Origin of the sequence: Neobacillus sp. FSL H8-0543, assembly GCF_038592905.1 — a bacterium.
Taxonomy (GTDB): domain Bacteria; phylum Bacillota; class Bacilli; order Bacillales; family Cytobacillaceae; genus Neobacillus.
On sequence record NZ_CP151943.1, the window covers coordinates 2,802,501 to 2,822,418 of the forward strand.

General features: G+C 41.8%; 19 protein-coding genes, 2 rRNA genes and 1 riboswitch (1 of these 22 running past the window's edge). Of the genes, 20 read left to right on the forward strand and 1 reads right to left on the reverse strand.

Features of this window, described 5'->3' with window-relative positions:
* The 16 genes from NSS81_RS13855 to purD all read left to right on the forward strand — a co-directional run.
* Nucleotides 1-409: ribosomal RNA gene (locus NSS81_RS13855) — 23S ribosomal RNA — on the forward strand; it begins 2,529 nt to the left of the window's first position.
* Nucleotides 410-491: 82 nt separating this feature from the next.
* Nucleotides 492-608, forward strand: a 5S ribosomal RNA gene (gene rrf / locus NSS81_RS13860).
* 288 nt (nucleotides 609-896) lie between these two features.
* Nucleotides 897-1,418 (forward strand): DUF5698 domain-containing protein, encoded by a 522-nt coding sequence (locus NSS81_RS13865; RefSeq protein WP_342434024.1) that lies wholly within the window; start codon nucleotides 897-899, stop codon nucleotides 1,416-1,418.
* Complete coding sequence (locus NSS81_RS13870) at nucleotides 1,415-1,618, forward strand: NETI motif-containing protein (protein WP_342429275.1); 204 nt, start codon at nucleotides 1,415-1,417, stop codon at nucleotides 1,616-1,618. Before NSS81_RS13865 ends, NSS81_RS13870 begins: the two co-directional genes overlap by 4 nt.
* Before the next feature lie 88 nt (nucleotides 1,619-1,706).
* A riboswitch (purine riboswitch) is annotated at nucleotides 1,707-1,808 on the forward strand.
* Between the two features lie 131 nt (nucleotides 1,809-1,939).
* Complete coding sequence (gene purE / locus NSS81_RS13875) at nucleotides 1,940-2,428, forward strand: 5-(carboxyamino)imidazole ribonucleotide mutase (protein WP_342429276.1); 489 nt, start codon at nucleotides 1,940-1,942, stop codon at nucleotides 2,426-2,428.
* Nucleotides 2,415-3,569 carry a 5-(carboxyamino)imidazole ribonucleotide synthase gene (purK, locus tag NSS81_RS13880; protein ID WP_342429277.1) on the forward strand — a complete coding sequence of 385 codons (1,155 nt, stop codon included), beginning with the start codon at nucleotides 2,415-2,417 and terminating at the stop codon, nucleotides 3,567-3,569. The genes purE and purK overlap by 14 nt, the downstream gene beginning before the upstream one ends.
* Entirely contained in the window at nucleotides 3,566-4,864 is a 1,299-nt protein-coding gene (purB, locus tag NSS81_RS13885; RefSeq protein WP_342429278.1) for an adenylosuccinate lyase, read from the forward strand. The genes purK and purB overlap by 4 nt, the downstream gene beginning before the upstream one ends.
* Nucleotides 4,865-5,509: 645 nt before the next feature.
* Nucleotides 5,510-6,223 carry a phosphoribosylaminoimidazolesuccinocarboxamide synthase gene (gene purC / locus NSS81_RS13890; protein ID WP_342429279.1) on the forward strand — a complete coding sequence of 238 codons (714 nt, stop codon included), beginning with the start codon at nucleotides 5,510-5,512 and terminating at the stop codon, nucleotides 6,221-6,223.
* Nucleotides 6,216-6,470 (forward strand): phosphoribosylformylglycinamidine synthase subunit PurS, encoded by a 255-nt coding sequence (gene purS, locus NSS81_RS13895; RefSeq protein WP_342429280.1) that lies wholly within the window; start codon nucleotides 6,216-6,218, stop codon nucleotides 6,468-6,470. The genes purC and purS overlap by 8 nt, the downstream gene beginning before the upstream one ends.
* Nucleotides 6,467-7,150 (forward strand): phosphoribosylformylglycinamidine synthase subunit PurQ, encoded by a 684-nt coding sequence (gene purQ, locus NSS81_RS13900; RefSeq protein ID WP_342429281.1) that lies wholly within the window; start codon nucleotides 6,467-6,469, stop codon nucleotides 7,148-7,150. The genes purS and purQ overlap by 4 nt, the downstream gene beginning before the upstream one ends.
* Nucleotides 7,134-9,353: a phosphoribosylformylglycinamidine synthase subunit PurL gene (purL, locus tag NSS81_RS13905; protein WP_342429282.1), complete on the forward strand. Its 2,220-nt coding sequence runs from the start codon at nucleotides 7,134-7,136 to the stop codon at nucleotides 9,351-9,353. Before purQ ends, purL begins: the two co-directional genes overlap by 17 nt.
* The gene (gene purF, locus NSS81_RS13910) at nucleotides 9,338-10,753 is read left to right on the forward strand and encodes an amidophosphoribosyltransferase (RefSeq protein ID WP_342429283.1); all 1,416 of its coding nucleotides are present in this window, start codon (nucleotides 9,338-9,340) and stop codon (nucleotides 10,751-10,753) included. The genes purL and purF overlap by 16 nt, the downstream gene beginning before the upstream one ends.
* A 6-nt stretch (nucleotides 10,754-10,759) precedes the next feature.
* Nucleotides 10,760-11,785 carry a phosphoribosylformylglycinamidine cyclo-ligase gene (purM, locus tag NSS81_RS13915; protein WP_342429284.1) on the forward strand — a complete coding sequence of 342 codons (1,026 nt, stop codon included), beginning with the start codon at nucleotides 10,760-10,762 and terminating at the stop codon, nucleotides 11,783-11,785.
* Nucleotides 11,782-12,384, forward strand: a complete 603-nt coding sequence (gene purN / locus NSS81_RS13920; RefSeq protein WP_342429285.1) for a phosphoribosylglycinamide formyltransferase — start codon at nucleotides 11,782-11,784, stop codon at nucleotides 12,382-12,384. Before purM ends, purN begins: the two co-directional genes overlap by 4 nt.
* Nucleotides 12,359-13,897 (forward strand): bifunctional phosphoribosylaminoimidazolecarboxamide formyltransferase/IMP cyclohydrolase, encoded by a 1,539-nt coding sequence (gene purH / locus NSS81_RS13925; RefSeq protein WP_342429286.1) that lies wholly within the window; start codon nucleotides 12,359-12,361, stop codon nucleotides 13,895-13,897. The genes purN and purH overlap by 26 nt, the downstream gene beginning before the upstream one ends.
* A gap of 151 nt (nucleotides 13,898-14,048) precedes the next feature.
* Complete coding sequence (gene purD, locus NSS81_RS13930; RefSeq protein ID WP_342429287.1) at nucleotides 14,049-15,320, forward strand: phosphoribosylamine--glycine ligase; 1,272 nt, start codon at nucleotides 14,049-14,051, stop codon at nucleotides 15,318-15,320.
* A 59-nt stretch (nucleotides 15,321-15,379) separates the two neighbouring features.
* Here purD and NSS81_RS13935 read toward each other — a convergent pair whose 3' ends face one another.
* Nucleotides 15,380-15,679 (reverse strand): DUF2892 domain-containing protein, encoded by a 300-nt coding sequence (locus NSS81_RS13935; protein ID WP_342429288.1) that lies wholly within the window; start codon nucleotides 15,677-15,679, stop codon nucleotides 15,380-15,382.
* Nucleotides 15,680-15,876: 197 nt separating this feature from the next.
* Here NSS81_RS13935 and NSS81_RS13940 point away from each other — a divergent pair, with 197 nt between their 5' ends.
* From NSS81_RS13940 to NSS81_RS13955, 4 genes are all read left to right on the forward strand, one after another.
* Nucleotides 15,877-17,619 carry an adenine deaminase C-terminal domain-containing protein gene (locus NSS81_RS13940; RefSeq protein ID WP_342429289.1) on the forward strand — a complete coding sequence of 581 codons (1,743 nt, stop codon included), beginning with the start codon at nucleotides 15,877-15,879 and terminating at the stop codon, nucleotides 17,617-17,619.
* 76 nt (nucleotides 17,620-17,695) lie between these two features.
* Nucleotides 17,696-18,733 carry a DUF3048 domain-containing protein gene (locus NSS81_RS13945; protein WP_342429290.1) on the forward strand — a complete coding sequence of 346 codons (1,038 nt, stop codon included), beginning with the start codon at nucleotides 17,696-17,698 and terminating at the stop codon, nucleotides 18,731-18,733.
* A 25-nt stretch (nucleotides 18,734-18,758) separates the two neighbouring features.
* Nucleotides 18,759-19,073, forward strand: a complete 315-nt coding sequence (locus tag NSS81_RS13950; RefSeq protein WP_342429291.1) for a YerC/YecD family TrpR-related protein — start codon at nucleotides 18,759-18,761, stop codon at nucleotides 19,071-19,073.
* A 102-nt stretch (nucleotides 19,074-19,175) separates the two neighbouring features.
* A complete protein-coding gene (locus tag NSS81_RS13955) occupies nucleotides 19,176-19,859 on the forward strand; it encodes a heptaprenylglyceryl phosphate synthase (RefSeq protein WP_342429292.1) in 684 nt (227 codons plus the stop codon).
* The last annotated feature ends 59 nt before the right edge of the window (nucleotides 19,860-19,918 follow it).

Below are 19,918 nucleotides of genomic sequence, written 5' to 3' on the forward strand. Positions count from 1 at the left end.
TTGGCACCTCGATGTCGGCTCATCGCATCCTGGGGCTGTAGTCGGTCCCAAGGGTTGGGCTGTTCGCCCATTAAAGCGGTACGCGAGCTGGGTTCAGAACGTCGTGAGACAGTTCGGTCCCTATCCGTCGTGGGCGCAGGAAATTTGAGAGGAGCTGTCCTTAGTACGAGAGGACCGGGATGGACGCACCGCTGGTGTACCAGTTGTCTTGCCAAAGGCATCGCTGGGTAGCTATGTGCGGACGGGATAAGTGCTGAAAGCATCTAAGCATGAAGCCCCCCTCAAGATGAGATTTCCCATAGCGTCAAGCTAGTAAGAACCCTGAAAGATGATCAGGTTGATAGGTCAGAGGTGGAAGCGCGGTGACGTGTGGAGCTGACTGATACTAATCGTTCGAGGACTTAACCATATTTAAAAGACGAACTTGTTTTACTTTCTTCTTCAAGCATTATCTAGTTTTGAGGGAATGAAAATTTTCTCTAATTAAATAGTCTGGTAATTATGGCGAGAAGGCCACACCCGTTCCCATACCGAACACGGAAGTTAAGCTTCTCAGCGCCGATGGTAGTTGGGGCAGGCGCCCCTGTGAGAGTAGGACGTTGCCAGGCAAAATGAAGAACAACCTGATAGGGTTGTTCTTTTTTTGTGTTGTTTTGTCGAAGAATGGATTATTAGGCTTCATTTTGAAAATAGTATCTGATATGATTTGCCATGATGACCTAAGACGAATAGAAAGGGAAGAAGTGGTCACCTTGAAGCGTTCATGGTGACCAGAAACGCAAAAAGAAGGGAAAAACGGTCACCATGTATTAAAATGGTTACACTAACAGAATAACTATTTAAAGTAGCGAGAGAATTAGTAGAGGAGGATTACATTGTTAGAGAATAGTTTTATTATGGTCGCGATTATTTTAATTATAAATATTGTTTATGTATCATTTTTTACAATAAGAATGATTTTAACATTAAAGGGCCAGCGTTATTTAGCAGCATCCCTTAGCATGATTGAAGTGGTTATTTATATACTAGGACTTGGACTGGTTTTAAATAACCTTGATGAGATTCAAAATGTGATTGCTTATGCAGTCGGTTATGGGATTGGTGTTATTGTCGGAATGAAGATTGAAGAAAAGCTTGCATTAGGTTATATTACCGTCAATGTGATTACCAAGGAATATGACAAAGAATTGCCTAAAGTGTTAAGAGAAAAAGGCTATGGGGTAACGAACTGGGAAACAAGTGGCCTTGAAGGTAATCGGATGGCGCTGCAGATTTTAACGCCACGGAAATTCGAATTAAAATTGTATGATTTGATTAAGACGTTGGATCCAAAAGCATTTATTATTGTCTATGAGCCAAAATCGATACATGGCGGTTTCTGGGTAAAGTCTGTGAAAAGAGGGAAATTATTTAAATGAGTAAAAGCAAAAAGAAAATGCAATTTGAAGTTCAAGAAAATGAAACGATTGATGCTTGTTTAGAGCGTATGAAAAAACAGGGATATGTTCCTGTATGTCGGACAGAAAAGCCTGTTTTTCAGGAGATAAAAAAAGATGGTGAAACTTCCTATGAACCTGTGGGGAGAGAAATTATTTTCGAAGGAGTGAAAAGTGAGTAAAGACGAACATTAGTTTTAGGAAAAAATTACATCGTTCGTTTTTATTGACCTTTTGTAGTGTATATTGGTAATATAGAGGTATCAAATAAATAATATAACGTAACACCCTCATATAATAATGGGAATATGGCCCATAAGTTTCTACCCAATTACCGTAAATGATTGGCCTATGAGGGAAGTGGATATGCCTGAAATGTCAATCATTTCATGGTATTTTTCCGTGCCGATTTCAGCCCGGACAGACTGCTTTCCCTCATCCATGGAATAGGGGGAAGTTTCTGTTGTCGGGCTTTTTATATTGGATAAGTTAGGGGCGAAAACATGGATGCGAATGTGGCAGTGATTATGGGAAGCAAATCAGATTGGGAAACGATGAAACATGCATGTGAAATCCTTGATCAGCTTGAGGTTTCATATGAGAAAAAGGTGATTTCTGCCCACAGGACACCTGACTTGATGTTTGAATTTGCCGAGACTGCTAGAATGCGAGGAATTAAGGTAATTATCGCAGGAGCGGGGGGTGCTGCACATTTACCTGGAATGGTAGCAGCGAAAACCACACTTCCTGTCATTGGTGTGCCGGTACAATCAAAGGCATTGAATGGTTTCGACTCGTTACTATCGATTGTACAAATGCCAGCGGGTGTACCTGTGGCTACTGTTGCTATTGGAAAGGCTGGGGCAACAAATGCTGGACTGCTTGCAGCGCAAATCTTAGCGACAACCGACCTGGATTTGGCAGAGAGAATGGAACAAGTTCGGCTTAATTCCAAAATAAAGGTAATGGAAAGCAGTGATGAGCTTGTCTAAACAGGTAATTTTACCAGGGCAAACAATTGGGATTATTGGCGGCGGACAGTTAGGGCGAATGATGGCACTCTCAGCAAAGTCGATGGGCTATCGGATTGCTGTTCTTGACCCTGTTAACGATTCACCCTGCGGTCAAGTGGCGGATGTGAAAATTATCGGGGCATACGATGACTTCGAGGCTATTAGTAAACTAGCTGAGATAAGCGATTGTATCACCTACGAATTTGAAAATATTGACGCCTCATCCCTTGAATGGCTTTGTAGCCATGCGAATGTGCCACAGGGAAGGGAATTGCTTGAAATCACCCAGAATCGAATCAAGGAAAAGATTGCTATAGAAGTTGCTGGCGGACAGGTAGCGCCGTATGCGGTGATTCATTCGCTTAAAGACATAAAGGAAGCCATTCAGCAGTTAGGGGTTCCTGCTGTGTTAAAAACAGCTCGGGGTGGCTATGATGGAAAAGGCCAGGCGGTGATACACAGTGAAAACGAGATTGAAAATGCTTTAAATCTCCTTGAACATGGGGAATGCATCATGGAGAAATGGATTCCTTTTAAGAAAGAAATTTCTGTAATCATAACCAGAAGTTCCGATGGGCAAACGGCAGTTTTTCCAGTCGCAGAGAATATCCATCATGATAATATTCTGCATCAAACGATTGTCCCCGCAAGAATAAGTAAAAAAGCGGAGGATTTAGCCATTCAATCGGCTGCCATGCTTGCTAATGCGTTTGGGCTGGTTGGGACGCTGGCTGTAGAAATGTTTTTAACAGAAGAAGATACGATTTACATAAATGAGCTTGCGCCAAGACCGCATAATTCCGGGCATTATTCGATTGAAGCCTGTGAAACTTCGCAATTTGAACAGCATATCCGGGCCGTATGTCATTTGCCGCTTGGAAGTACGAGGCTATTAAAACCGGCAGTTATGGTCAATATATTAGGAGAACACCAATCAGCAGTTTTGGAAAGAATGTCGGAATTTACCGATTGGAAGATTCACTTTTACGGTAAAAATGACCCTAAACGTAAGAGGAAGATGGGGCACATAACCATCCTTTTCGATTCTGTTGAAACAGCAATCGAAGAGGTTAAGAACAGTTGTATATGGGAAGAAAAAAGTTTGGAGGCAAAAGGATGATTGATCGTTATACAAGACCAGAAATGGGTGCAATTTGGAAGGATGAGAACCGCTTTAATGCATGGTTAGAGGTTGAAATCCTCGCATGTGAGGCATGGTCGGCCCTGGGAGAGATTCCAAAGGAGGATGTGCAAAAACTTCGCAAAAATGCTTCTTTTAATATTGAGAGGATAAAAGAGATTGAGGAGGAAACAAGACACGATGTTGTTGCGTTTACTCGAGCAGTATCAGAAACATTAGGTGACGAGCGCAAGTGGGTACACTATGGCCTAACCTCAACAGATGTAGTTGATACCGCACTATCCTATGTATTAAAACAGGCAAATATCATTTTACAAAAGGATATCGAAAACTTTATTGATATTTTAAAGCACAAGGCGATCGAACATAAATATACCGTGATGATGGGACGGACGCATGGGGTTCATGCGGAACCAACTACCTTTGGTCTAAAGCTTGCTCTGTGGTATGAAGAAATGAAACGTAATCTTGAACGCTTTAAACAAGCAGCAGAAGGTGTAGAGTTTGGAAAAATATCTGGGGCAGTTGGAACATATGCCAATATTGATCCGTTTGTAGAGCAGTATGTTTGTGAAAAATTAGGTCTAGGCAGGGCGCCAATCTCAACCCAAACATTACAGCGTGACCGCCATGCCCACTATATGTCGACGATTGCTCTGATTGCAACATCGATTGAAAAGTTCGCGGTGGAAGTTCGCGGTTTGCAAAAAAGTGAAACGCGTGAGGTGGAAGAGTTCTTTGCCAAAGGACAAAAGGGTTCCTCGGCCATGCCGCATAAAAGGAATCCGATCGGTTCTGAAAATATGACAGGGATTGCCCGTGTGATCCGCGGCTATATGCTGACGGCTTATGAGAATATGCCGCTTTGGCATGAGCGTGATATTTCACATTCTTCAGCGGAAAGAATTATCCTTCCTGATGCGACAATTGGCTTGAATTATATGTTGAATCGGTTTGGGAATATCATTAAAAATCTAACTGTTTATCCGGAAAATATGAAACGAAATATGGATCGGACACTTGGATTAATCTATTCTCAGCGTGTGCTCCTAGCGCTAATTGATAAGGGTTTATCCCGTGAAGAGGCCTATGATACTGTGCAACCAAAAGCAATGGAGGCGTGGGAGAATCAAGTCCACTTCCGCGGCTTGGTGGAAGAGGAAGCTAAAATAGCAAGCCTGCTGACGGCGGAAGAAATTGCCGACTGTTTTGATTACAGCTATCACCTTCAGCATGTCGATACGATTTTTGAAAGATTAGGGTTGAATGGGTAACTCTAATTGGATTCACTAACAAAGGGGCTATGTGCCCCAAACATGTTGAAAAGGGAGGTTCCGGTCACATAGAGAGGTTCTATGTGACCGAAACCGATAAAAAAACCTAGGATGAGTCATATAGAGAGGTTCTATGTGACCGAAACCGATGAAAAAACCAGAGATTGGTCACATAGAGAGGTTCTATGTGACCGAAACCGATGAAAAAACCTAGGATGAGTCATATAGAGAGGTTCTATGTGACCGAAACCGATGAAAAAACCAGAGATTGGTCACATAGAGAGGTTCTATGTGACCGAAACCGATAAAAAAACCTAGGATGAGTCATATAGAGAGGTTCTATGTGACCCAAACCGATGAAAAAACCAGAGATTGGTCACATAGAGAGGTTCTATGTGACCGAAACCGATAAAAAAACCTAGGATGAGTCACATAGAGAGGTTCTATGTGACCCAAACCGATGAAAACCCAGAGATCGGTCACATAGAGAGGTTCTAAGTGCCCCAAACCGATGAGAAAACCAGAGATTGGTCATATAGAGAGGTTCTAAGTACCCAGAACCAATAAAAAACCCAAGAAAAGGTCACATAGAGTCACACTTTTACTTTTAAAATTCCCAATATTATGAATTAGGAGGCGTTCCTTTTGAAAGAACTTCTATATGAAGGCAAGGCGAAGCGAATTTATAAAACGGATGACGAGCAGACGGTATTAATTGAATATAAGGATTCAGCGACCGCCTACAATGGACAAAAGAAGGCAGATATTGGCGGCAAGGGACGACTGAATAATGAGATTACTAGTCTATTATTTTTAATGTTAAAAGATAACGGGATTAAATCCCACTTTATTGAACAGATTTCGGCAACTGAACAGCTTGTTAAAAAAGTGACCATTATCCCGCTCGAAGTTGTCGTCAGAAATGTTGCTGCTGGTAGTCTCTCAACTAGATTGGGTATCGAAGAAGGAAAGGAATTATCAACCCCAATCGTCGAGTTTTACTTGAAAGATGATGTATTAGGAGATCCGCTTGTAACCGTTGATCATATTTTTGAACTCAAATTGGCAACGGCTGAAGAACTGACTATTTTGAAGATGAAGGCCCTAGAAATAAATACAGTTTTATCAAGCTTTTTTTTAGAGCTTGGCATTCGACTCATTGATTTTAAACTGGAGTTTGGTAAGGATCATGCTGGCACGATCATGCTAGCTGATGAGATTTCACCGGACACCTGCAGATTATGGGACCTAAAGACAAATGAAAAGCTCGATAAGGATGTATTTCGTCGTGATTTAGGCAGTTTAACAGAAGCCTATGAAACAATTTTAATGAGAATTGGGGGAAATCAGCATGTATAAGGTGAAGGTGTACGTAACGTTAAGAGAAAGTGTCTTGGATCCACAGGGGAAGGCAGTGACCCATTCTTTGCATGCGTTAGATTATCCAGAAGTCGCTGATGTTCGAATCGGTAAATATATGGAATTAACCATTGAAAAATCAACCCGTGACATAAACGAGGTAGTTAATGATATATGTACAAAGCTGTTAGCCAATCCAGTTATTGAAGACTATCGTTACGAAGTAGAGGAGTGTGTTCCCCAGTGAAGTTTGCGGTAATCGTCTTTCCAGGGTCTAACTGTGATATCGATATGTACCATGCGATTAAAGATGAGCTTGGTGAGCAGGTGGAATACGTCTGGCATGATACCGAGAGCTTAGATGAATTTGATGCAATTCTACTGCCTGGCGGGTTTTCCTATGGTGATTACCTAAGAACAGGAGCGATTGCCCGCTTTAGTAAGGTAATGAAAGCAGTGGTAAAAGCTGCCGAGGCTGGAAAGCCAATTCTTGGGGTGTGCAATGGATTTCAAATTCTTCTAGAAGCAGGGTTACTGCCAGGAGCGATGAGGCGAAATGAAAGTCTGACATTCATTTGTAAACCAGTAAACTTAACGGTAGAGAATCATCAAACCATGTTTTCATCCTCTTTTTCACAAGGGGAAACAATCACCGTTCCAGTTGCTCACGGTGAAGGAAACTATTACTGTGACGAATTAACTCTGGCCAATTTAAAGGCAAATAATCAAATTGTGTTCTCATACCAAGAAAATCCAAATGGCAGTCTTGAAAATATAGCTGGAATTGTTAATGAAAAAGGAAACGTAATCGGAATGATGCCCCATCCTGAAAGAGCAGTGGATGAGCTTTTGGGCGGTGCTGACGGATTGAAATTATTTCAATCAATTGTAAAGACTTGGAGGGAAGCAAATGTTGTTAACGCTTGAACCAAATCCAGAACAGATTAAAGCAGAAAAAGTATATCAGCAAATGGGTTTATCCGATGATGAATTTGCAATGGTTGAAAAAATATTAGGACGCACGCCAAATTATACAGAAACAGGCTTGTTTGCGGTCATGTGGTCAGAACACTGTAGCTACAAAAACTCAAAGCCCATTCTTAAAAAGTTTCCAGTCACTGGTGAAAGAGTTCTGCAAGGACCTGGTGAAGGGGCGGGTATTGTTGATATCGGTGATGGGCAGGCGGTTGTTTTTAAAATTGAAAGCCATAACCATCCTTCTGCTATTGAACCATACCAAGGAGCGGCTACTGGTGTAGGCGGGATTGTCCGTGATGTGTTTTCAATGGGAGCTCGTCCGATTGCTCTGTTAAACTCTCTTCGTTTTGGTGAACTCGATTCGGCCAGGGTCCGTTATTTGTTTAAGGAAGTAGTTGCCGGGATAGCTGGATATGGCAACTGCATTGGCATTCCGACGGTGGGCGGCGAAATTCAATTTGATCCGAGCTATGAAGGGAATCCGTTAGTTAATGCCATGTGTGTTGGGTTAATTGACCATAAGGATATTCAAAAAGGGCAGGCACATGGAGAAGGCAATACGGTTATGTATGTCGGTGCTAAGACAGGTCGGGACGGGATTCATGGTGCCACTTTTGCTTCCGAGGAATTAACGGAACAATCCGAGGAAAATCGTCCCGCAGTTCAGGTCGGCGATCCGTTTATGGAGAAGCTCCTGTTAGAGGCATGTTTAGAATTGATCCATAATGATGCATTGGTTGGGATTCAGGATATGGGTGCCGCTGGTCTTGTGAGTTCTTCTGCTGAAATGGCAAGTAAAGCAGGAATGGGAATGGAAATGAATTTAGATGCTGTTCCACAACGGGAAACTGGGATGACAGCCTATGAAATGATGCTTTCCGAATCACAGGAGAGAATGCTCATTGTTGTAAAAAAGGGAAGAGAACAGGAGATCGTAGATCTTTTTGCAAAATATGGTTTAGAGGCCGTGGGAATTGGCACGGTAACGAAAGATAAACAGCTACGCTTAATCCATAATGGAGAAATTGTCGCGGATGTACCTGCAGATGCATTAGCTGAGGAAGCACCGGTTTATTATAAACCCTCGAAGGAACCGAACTATTTTGCGGAATTCCAAGCGATGGAGAATACAATTCCTCAAGTAGACGACTTGAAAGCGACTCTTTTAAAAATCTTGAGGCAGCCAACTGTTGCCAGCAAGGAATGGGTTTATCAGCAATACGATTACATGGTACGGACAAATACAGTAGTAGCTCCGGGATCAGATGCATCGGTCGTGCGCATTCGAGGAACGCGTAAAGCCTTAGCGATGACAGTTGATTGTAATTCTCGCTATGTTTATTTGGATCCTGAAATGGGCGGGAAAATTGCTGTTGCAGAGGCAGCACGCAATATCATCTGTTCAGGAGCGGAACCATTAGCGATTACCGATAATCTTAATTTTGGAAATCCGGAAAAGCCGGAAGTATTTTGGCAGATTGAAAAAGCGGCAGATGGTATGAGTGAGGCGTGCCGAACGCTAAATACACCAGTAATTGGCGGAAATGTATCTTTATACAATGAAACGAGTGGTACAGCCATTTATCCAACACCAGTCGTTGGAATGGTGGGGTTAGTGACTGACCTAGACCATATTACAACACAGCAGTTTAAAAATAGCGGTGACCTTATTTATTTAGTAGGGGAAGCAAAGGATGAGTTTGGCGGCAGTGAGCTGCAAAAATTGATGTATGGGGAGATTTTCGGTAAGGCACCGGAAATTGACATGATTATCGAAAAAGAAAGACAGGATCAACTTTTAGCAGCGATTCGTACGGGATTGGTTCAATCTGCTCACGACCTATCAGAAGGCGGATTAGCAGTAGCAGTAGCAGAATCATTATTCACGAATGATACAAAGCTAGGTGCAGAAATAAGTATAGAAGGAAATCCTGTTACAGCTTTATTTAGTGAAACGCAATCTCGCTTTCTGGTAACGATTAAAAAGGAACATCAAATGGAGTTTGAAAGAATAGTAGCTGCAAAGCTGATTGGTGAAGTAAATGATTCATCGACTTTACGAATCATTTCCGAAACAGAAACAATTCTCGAAGGTTCAGTTAATGAATTCCAGGATGCCTGGAAAGGAGCTATCCCATGCTTACTGAAATAAAGGGTTTAAATGAAGAGTGTGGAGTTTTTGGGGTTTGGGGACATCCGGACGCAGCCCAATTAACTTATTATGGACTGCATAGTCTTCAGCATCGTGGCCAAGAAGGCACTGGAATCGTCGTTAATGATGGAAAAAAGCTTAATGTGGTAAAAGGGGAAGGGTTAGTTTCTGAAATTTTTACCGAGGGGGTAATGAAGGAACTGAAAGGCACCTCTGCGATTGGGCATGTTCGCTATGCGACAGCAGGGGGCGGTGGCTATGAGAATGTACAGCCGTTACTCTTTCATTCGCAAAATGGCAGTCTTGCCCTTGCCCATAATGGTAATCTAGTAAATGCCAATTTGTTAAAGCACCAACTTGAAGCACAGGGAAGTATCTTTCAAACGAGCTCTGATACAGAAGTTTTAGCTCATTTAATGAAAAGAAGCGGGTATTCCCAGCCTAAGGACCAAGTGAAAAACGCCCTTTCGATGTTAAAAGGCGCTTATGCCTATGTGATTATGACGGAAAATGAAATAATGGTTGCGCTTGACCCACATGGTCTAAGACCGCTATCGCTTGGCTGCATAGGGAATGCATTTGTTGTTGCCTCAGAAACATGTGCTTTCGATGTCGTTGGAGCTGAATACATTCGTGACATCATGCCAGGAGAACTTTTGATTATAAATGACAAGGGTCTTACCTCAGAGAGGTTCTCTGTTAGTTCAACCAGAGCCATCTGTACAATGGAATATGTTTATTTTTCAAGGCCTGACAGTAATATCCAAGGAATCAATGTTCATACTGCACGAAAAAACATGGGGAAAATCCTTGCGGTCGAAGCACCTTTCGAAGCAGATGTCGTCACGGGTGTCCCTGATTCAAGTATTTCAGCGGCAATTGGCTATGCGGAAGCTTCAGGTATTCCATATGAAATGGGACTGATTAAGAACAAATATGTCGGTAGAACTTTTATACAGCCTTCACAAACACTACGGGAGCAAGGTGTGAAAATGAAGCTGTCTGCCGTTCGTGGTGTCGTCGAAGGAAAACGGGTGGTTATGGTTGATGATTCGATTGTTCGCGGGACCACTAGCAAAAGGATCGTGAGGATGTTAAAAGAGGCAGGAGCAACGGAAGTGCATGTCGTAATCAGCTCCCCGCCAATTAAAAATCCGTGTTTCTACGGGATTGATACATCTTCAAAGGAAGAATTGATTGCTTCCGATAAATCGGTTGAGGAAATTAGAGAACTGATTGGGGCCGATACATTAACGTTTATTAGCACGGAAGGTATGATGAAGGCATTTGGACAAACGGAAGCTGACGGAACGAATGGGTATTGCCTTGCTTGCTTTAATGGAAAATACCCGACTGAAATCTATCCAGACACATTACAGTACTACTATCAAAAGGGGTGAGAAGCTTTGGCAAATGCATATAAGCAAGCTGGCGTAGATATTGAAGCCGGTTATGAAGCCGTTTTGAGAATGAAAAAACATGTGAATAAAACAGCTCGAATGGGTGTGATAGGCGGCTTAGGTGGATTTGGGGGTATGTTTGATTTATCCTCGCTTAACTTAAAGGAGCCGGTTCTTGTATCGGGCACAGATGGGGTTGGAACGAAACTGATGCTTGCCTTTATGATGGATCGTCATGATACGATTGGCATCGATGCGGTAGCTATGTGTGTCAATGATATCGTTGTTCAGGGTGCTGAGCCTTTATTCTTTTTAGATTATATTGCTACCGGTAAAGCCAATCCGGAAAAGATTGAGGCAATTGTCAAAGGAGTTGCAGACGGCTGCGAACAGGCAGGCTGTGCGTTAATCGGCGGGGAAACAGCAGAAATGCCTGGACTCTATGATGATCAGGAATACGATCTCGCGGGGTTTTCTGTCGGTGCCTGCGAAAAATCGCAAGTAATTACAGGTGAATCAATCAAATCAGGGGATGTGCTGATTGGCTTGGCATCAAGTGGAATTCACAGCAATGGCTATTCGCTCGTACGTAAGGTGTTTGAAGACTGGACGCTTACCCAGTATGTAGATGAACTCGGCTGTAGCTTGGGCGAAGAGTTACTCAAACCAACGAAGATTTATGTGAAACCAATCCTTTCTGCTTTAAAAAAATACCCTATTAAAGGGATGGCCCATATCACTGGCGGCGGTTTTATTGAGAATATCCCGCGGATGCTTCCTGATGGCTTAGGAGCAGAACTGGATGAAGACCGCTGGATTATTCCACCTGTGTTTCCGTTAATGGCTAAGGTGGGACAAATTGACTGGCAGGAAATGTATAATATTTTCAATATGGGCATCGGCATGGTTCTTACAGTCGATCAGGAGCATGCTAGTGAAGTGGTTGAACATTTTAGACAATCAGGGGAAAGTGCCTTTGAAATCGGGGTCGTTACTGAAAATCAAGGGGTAACCATTGGTGCTGGCCGATGAAGAATATTGCTGTATTTGCTTCAGGAAACGGAAGTAATTTTAAAGCGATTATTGATGCGGTTCAAAGTGGAGAACTTGAAGCTACTATCGCACTCTTAATTTGTGACAAACCAGGTGCTTATGCCATTGAACGGGCGAATGCAGCTGGAATTCCCACGTTTATATTCAACCCAAGAGATTATCAGCTTAAAGAAGACTATGAAAAAAAAATTTTGCACAAATTAACAAAAGTTGGCGCTGAATTACTTGTCCTTGCCGGATATATGCGCTTAATTGGACCGACATTGTTAACGGAATTTCAGGGGCGAATTGTGAATATTCATCCATCGTTACTGCCATCGTTTCCTGGTAAAGATGCTATTGGTCAAGCACTGGCTGCTGGAGCAAAAGAGAGTGGGGTTACGATTCATTTTGTTGATGAAGGAATGGATACGGGACCAATCATTGTTCAAGAGAGTGTCTCGATTGATGAAAATGAAACAAAAAAAAGCCTGCAGAGAAAAATTCAAACGATTGAACATAGACTTTATCCATCAATGTTAAATACGCTATTAGCGAGAGGGGAAATTACCAGTGACAAAAAAGCGCGCACTTATTAGCGTTTCAGATAAAAGTGGAATCACTGAACTTGCCAGAGAATTAGTTAGTCTTGGCTTTGAACTTATTTCTACCGGCGGTACGAAAAAGGCACTACAAGAGCAGGGAATCCCTGTCCTTGGTGTTAGTGAGGTAACAGGATTTCCTGAAATTTTAGAAGGTCGGGTGAAAACCTTAAATCCGTTTATTCATGGCGGCATACTTGCTAAACACGATGACCAACAACACCAGAATCAGCTTAGCGAACATCAGATTGAGCCTATCCAGTTGGTTTGTGTCAATCTCTATCCCTTCCAGCAAACAATCACAAAGCCAGATGTTACGGTGGAGGATGCGATTGAAAATATCGATATTGGCGGACCGACGATGCTTCGTGCGTCGGCTAAAAACCATCAATATGTAACCGTGGTCGTTGACCCAAAGGATTATCAAACGGTCATAGCGGAATTGAAATTAGAAGGAAAAACAAAACTAGAAACCCGCAGAAAGCTTGCGGCTAAGGTGTTTCGCCATACGGCGGCCTACGATGCTTTAATTGCTGAGTACATGACAGACCTTGCTGAAGAAGAAAATCCAGAAAAATTAACCGTTACATATGAATTGAAGCAGACGCTTCGTTATGGAGAGAATCCGCATCAAAAGGCAGCTTTTTATCAGAAACCACTTGGTTCTAAATTTTCTATTGCCAATGCGGAGCAACTGCATGGAAAGGAACTTTCCTATAATAACATCAATGACGCCGATGCCGCATTACAAATAGTTAAAGAGTTTGATGAACCTGCCGCAGTTGCGGTTAAGCATATGAATCCATGCGGTGTAGGCATAGGGAAATCCGGATATGAGGCCTTTGAAAAAGCCTTAGCTGCCGACCCTGTTTCGATTTTTGGAGGAATTATTGCCTTTAATAGAGAAGTCGATTCCCAATCCGCAGAAAAGCTTCGTGAAATCTTTTTAGAAATCATCATTGCCCCTTCTTTTTCGCAAGAGGCATTAGCAATCTTAACCACGAAAAAGAATCTTCGCCTATTAACTATTCCATTTAAGGAAGCAGGAAGGGCGGAAATGAAATTAACGACGATCGAGGGCGGCTTATTAGCACAAGAGCAAGATCGCTTCACGCTAGAGAATGCTACTATTTCTATTCCTACAAAAAGACAGCCAACGGAGCAAGAGTGGGAGGCATTAAAGTTAGGATGGAAGATTGTAAAACATGTAAAGTCTAACGCGATTGTTGTTGCGCGTGAAGACATGACGATTGGCATCGGTGCCGGACAAATGAACCGAGTGGGCTCTGCAGATATTGCCCTTAAACAAGCGGGAGACAAAGCAGAGGGTGCTAGCCTTGCCTCCGATGCCTTCTTCCCAATGGATGATACGGTTGAAGCAGCTGCAAAAGCAGGCATTACCGCAATTATTCAGCCTGGAGGATCCATTCGAGATGAAGACTCAATTAAAAAGGCTGATGAATATGGAATAGCAATGGTATTTACTAAGGTCAGACATTTTAAACACTAAGCTGAATAAAAACAGATGTTGATTTTTAAACTCTGTTGATTGGAGCGGAAGGCACGAGACTCCTACCGGACTACCCGCGGAAAGCGAAGTGCCTGGAGCTCCAATCAACAGGTTAGGTTTACAGGACCAAAAATTAAGTGAGGTGAACTGGATGAAGGTACTAATCATTGGGCGTGGTGGAAGAGAACATGCCATTTGCCAAAAAGTGTTTGAAAGCCCACTAGTTGAAAAGGTATTTGTTGCTCCAGGTAACGCGGGAATGTCAGCTGTTGCAGAACTCCTTCCGATTGACGAAAATGACCATCAGCAGTTGCTTCAATTTGCCAAACAACAGGGTGTAGGTTTAACAATTATTGGGCCGGAAGTACCACTCCTTGAAGGGTTAGCCGATCAATTTTCAGCTGCAGGTTTAGTAGTGTTTGGACCAAGTAAAGTGGCAGCAGAGATCGAAGGAAGCAAGTCATTTGCCAAAGAAATTATGAACAAGTATAAGATTCCTACTGCCGAGTATGCCGTCTTCACTAACTTTGAAGAAGCTCGTTTATATATTGAAGAAAAAGGTGCCCCGATTGTGATTAAAGCTGATGGTCTAGCAGCGGGCAAAGGGGTAACGGTCGCTTTGACGAAAGAGGATGCTTTAAGGTGTTTAGAGGATATGCTTGTTTATAAAAAATTTGGTACTGCTTCATCAAGTGTGGTAATTGAAGAGTTTTTAACTGGTGAGGAATTTTCGCTTATGGCTTTTGTGAATGGCGATGTCGTGATTCCACTTGAAATTGCCCAAGACCATAAAAGAGCCTTTGATGGTGATAAGGGTCCAAATACTGGTGGGATGGGGGCATACTCACCCGTTCCGCATATTGCAGCGGAAAGTATTGAAACGGCCATTGAAACGATTCTTAAGCCGGCAGCTAGGGCGTTGGTTCAAGAGGGCAGGAGCTTTTGCGGGATCTTATATGCTGGGGTGATAGAAACAGCTACCGGGCCAAAGGTAATTGAGTTTAATGCCCGCTTCGGTGACCCTGAAACACAAGTCATTTTGCCAAGGTTAAAATCTGATTTAGTTCAAACGATTTTGGAAACTCTTGATGGTAAGACTCCAGAGTTGGTTTGGGATGAAAAAAAGATGGTAGGTGTGGTAGTTGCAGCCAAAGGCTATCCGGATAGCTATGATAAAGGGGCGGTACTTAAGGGGTTAGGCGGATTTTCAGAAGATGTGGCCATCTATCACGCGGGAACGTCAAAAAATCAATTAGGTGAATTTACTACGGCTGGCGGCAGAGTTCTGCTTGTTGGCGCAATGGCAGAAGATTTACAGGCAGCAAGGGAAAAGGTGTATAAGGAATTAGAGAAACTACAATGTGATGGTGTCTTTTATCGTACGGACATTGGCGCAAAGGCAATTGAACATACCCTTTCTTAAATAGGCATAGAAAAAGGACTGACCCTCAAGGTCAGTCCTTTTAATAAACCGATTTCCACTTAGGATGGGTTATATGGCAGGATTTGGTCAGCATCTAGTGTTGTCCCATCATCCTCTTGATTTGAGGCTGGAAGAAATTGATCATTCATTTCATCCTTATACTCACGAAAGAGAGCAGTCACTGGGCAAAATCGAACAATCCCCTCCGCAACCTTCATTGCCCCGCATAGAGCAATAAATACATAAGACTCTTTCCAAGGGTGCTTCACCATTTTTGCTGTGCTCCAGGAAAGAATGGTTAACCCAATTGTGATACGAATAAGGGCGTTGAGTATGCCGATATTTTTCGTTACATTCATCTTGTTCACTCCTTCACAAATTTTTAACAGTATTTAATACTTCTTTAGTGCTGTAAAGCTTGAAATATGGTAGTATAGAAATAATTAAAAAATGTAAGGGTTTTCTTTACTGATAAATCAAGCTTTTCATTTCAGCGCGTTGGCGCTTTTACATTTTCTCATAGTTAGATAGTTTATAAGAAAGGGAGGGATATCGTATGCTGGAACAACGTTACCGATGGAAAAATAAACACTTACGCATGCATGTCTCCGTTTTAGATGGAAAAACTTCACCGACCATATTATTAAAAAATGCCCTGTATTTAAATCAGACATTTCGCCAATGGATGAGAGCGAATATTTGGATTTATGAAGATCGGATTGTATATGTTGGCGACAATTTGCCGGCACGAGTAGAGAACTGCGAAATAATTGATTGTACAAATGAAATTCTGGTTCCAGGTTATATTGAACCGCATGCACATCCATTTCAATTATATAATCCCCATACTCTAGCTGCTTATGCATCCCAATTTGGTACAACGACGTTAATTAATGACAATATGTCCTTGATTATGAATTTGAATAAAAAGGAAGCGTTTTCGTTATTAAAAGACTTGCGTTCCATCCCAACAACCATGTATTGGTGGTGCCGCTTTGACCCGCAAACAGAAATTTTGCATGAAGAGGACACATTTTCACACAGCAATATTAAATCTTGGCTTGAGCATGATGCAGTTCTGCAGGGTGGAGAATTAACCGGCTGGCCCAAATTACTTGATGGCGACGATATGATGCTCCATTGGATTCAAGAAGCAAAGCGGATGCGCAAGAAAATTGAGGGGCATTTCCCTGGGGCTTCAGAGAAAACGTTAGCAAAGATGATGTTATTAGGTGCGGATAGTGACCATGAGGCAATAACAGGGGAAGAGGTTTATAGTCGCTTGATGCAAGGGTATATGGTTTCATTACGACATTCGTCTATTCGTCCTGATTTACCGAAGTTACTAGATGATCTGAAAAGGATGGGCATAACGGCATATGACCGCTTAATGTTCAATACGGATGGATCCTCTTCTAATTTTTATGAACAAGGAATCAATGATCAAATGATAAGAATTGCGATTGAAAAGGGTGTTCCTGTCATGGACGCCTACAATATGGCAACAGTAAATATCGCACGCTACTATGGTATTGATCATTTACATGGTAATATCGCAACAGGGCGTGTCGCTAATATTAACTTTTTATCCAGCGTTGAAAATCCAACGCCCCATTCCGTTCTTGCAAAAGGAAAATGGGTTAAACGTGATGGGGAGAACATGGACGTTTATCAACCAATTAATTGGGATGACTACGGTCTGAAGGCGATGGAGTTGGATTGGAAATTATCAATTGATGATTTACAATTTTCAATGCCCTTTGGGATAAAAATGGAAAACTCTGTTATCACAAAGCCTTATTCCATTGCGATTGATGCTTCAGGAGATGAACTTCCTTTTGATCATGACGAATGCTATTTCACCCTTATTGATCGGGAAGGAAAGTGGCGAATTAATACTCTGTTAAAGGGTTTTGCAACAAAACTATCTGCACTTGCCAGTTCTTTTTCCAATACGGGAGATATTATTTTAATTGGGAAAAATAAAAATGATATGCTTGCTGCATTCAATAGAATGAAAGAACTTGGCGGTGGAATTGTAATGGTAGAGGATGAACAGATTGTTTGCGAAGTACCATTAAAACTAGCTGGAATTATGTCAAACCTTCCAGTCGAGGACTTGATGAAGGAAGAGAAAAGGCTGCTTATAGAATTACGCGAACGAGGTTACGTATTTAATGATCCAGTCTACAGCTTGTTGTTCTTTTCCTCAACGCATTTACCTTATATTCGAATTACTCAACAGGGAATGTATGATGTTATGAATAAAACGGTACTCTTTCCGTCGATAATGCGTTAAAATATAACAGTGGAAAAGGTTAACAGTGAATTGTTATGACACCGTGGATTTTGAGTAGATAGGAGTGTTCATAAAGATGAAAAAATGGGCTGTTGCAGTAACAGCAACTCTTTTGCTGCTTTCTGGCTGCAGTGACAAAGAAAAAGCTGCTAAACCTGAAAAAAAGGCAGAAGAGGTTGAAAAAGAAGTAGAGGGAAATATCAAACCATACAGCTTTCCGCTTACTGGTATTGCCTCTGAGACAGAAACAGATGGCAGAGCAATTGCTGTGATGATTAATAATCATCCAAAAGCAAGACCGCAATCTGGCTTGGATAAGGCGGACATCGTTTATGAGATTCTTGCAGAAGGAGATATTACCCGTTTCCTTGCAATTTTCCAAAGTGAAATGCCGTCAACTATCGGACCTATTAGAAGTGCAAGGGACTATTATATTGAACTTGCAAAAGGGTTTAATGCATTATTTCTAGCCCACGGATACAGTCCGGAAGCAAAAAAAATGCTAGAGCAAGGCTATGTGGATAATCTTAATGGAATTGTTTATGATGGCACCCTTTTTCAAAGAGTAGACTTCCGAGTTGCGCCACATAACTCCTATATTACGTATAAGAATATTTTAAAAGGGGCAGAGCAAAAAAGTTATTCAATGGATGAAAATCCAACAGCACTTACCTTTCTTACAGAAGAAGAAAGTAACAATGTTGCAGGTGATGAGGCGAAATCTGTGATGATTTCCTATTCTTCAAGTACCATATCCGATTCGAGTTTTGAATTTGATTCTTCCCTTGGAAAATATAAGCGATTCTCAGGAGGAGAACAAACAATTGATTTAGAATCGAAAGAACCCATTCTGCTAGATAACCTATTTATTGTCGAAGCAAAACATCAGGTAGTTGATTCTGACGGTCGTAAGGAAATTGACCTGATGTCAGGAGGAAATGGCTACTTGCTACAAATGGGGAAGGTAATGGAAGTGGAATGGAAAAATGAGAATGGGGTCATCGTTCCTGTAAAAAATGGTGAATTGGTTTCTTTTAAACAAGGAAAGACGTGGGTAAATGTTGTACCAACAAACCCAGGGCTACAAAATAGTATTTCATTTAATCTGAACTAATATATATATTAAAGGGGTAGAAACGATGCAAATTGATAAACTACGGGGGAAAGAGCTGGATCAACTTTTTAAAGCTGTGCTTTCCTTAAAGGATTTAGATGAATGCTACCGCTTCTTTGACGACTTGTGCACAATTAATGAGATTCAATCATTATCACAACGGTTGGATGTAGCGCGAATGCTTCGCGAAGGAAATACCTATCATAAAATTGAAGCAGAAACAGGTGCAAGCACGGCAACGATTTCACGGGTGAAACGTTGTTTGAATTTTGGAAATGATACGTATGAAATGGTACTTGCTCGGGTTAAAGAGGAAAACAGCACAACGGCTGAGGAATAAAAATGGAAAACCGAAGAGAAAACTCTTCGGTTTTCTTTTTTAATAGAACCGGCTAATGCTATAATGGTGTGATGGAATACCGAATGTGGGAGGATTTTTTCGATGTACGATTATCGCGAGTGGCGCCATGTGTTTAAACTCGATCCAAATAAAGAGATATCAGATGAACAATTAGAAAAGGTATGTGAATCTGGGACGGACGCGGTCATTGTTGGAGGAACGGATGGGGTAACTCTTGAAAATGTTCTAGATCTAATGGCAAGAATACGTCGGTTCACGATTCCGTGTGTCCTAGAAGTTTCAGGAATTGAAACAATTACCCCTGGATTTGACCTCTATTTTATTCCAACCATATTAAACAGTAGCGATGCCAAGTGGATTACTGGACTGCATCATCAGGCCGTTAAAGAATTTGGCGAAATCATTGATTGGGATGAGTTAATACTTGAAGGCTACTGCATAATAAATGAAGACTGCAAAGCGGCAAAACTGACGAAAGCTAAAACAGATGTAACAGCCGATGATGTGAAGGCATATGCGATGATGGCAGAAAAGATGTTTCAACTACCAATTTTTTACCTTGAATATAGCGGTAAATATGGCGATCCAGATTTAGTAGCAGATGTAAAAAAAGTACTCAAAAATACCATCCTTTTTTATGGCGGCGGAATTTCTACAGTTGAACAAGCAGCGGAAATGGCCAAGCATGCAAACGTCATAGTCGTCGGCAACGCTATTTATGAGAATTTTGATCAGGCGCTAGCTACGGTAAAAAGTGTAAAATAGTATTTGCTAGAAATGGTAAAGAACGATAAAATAAGAACAAATGTTTGATATGGCGGTGA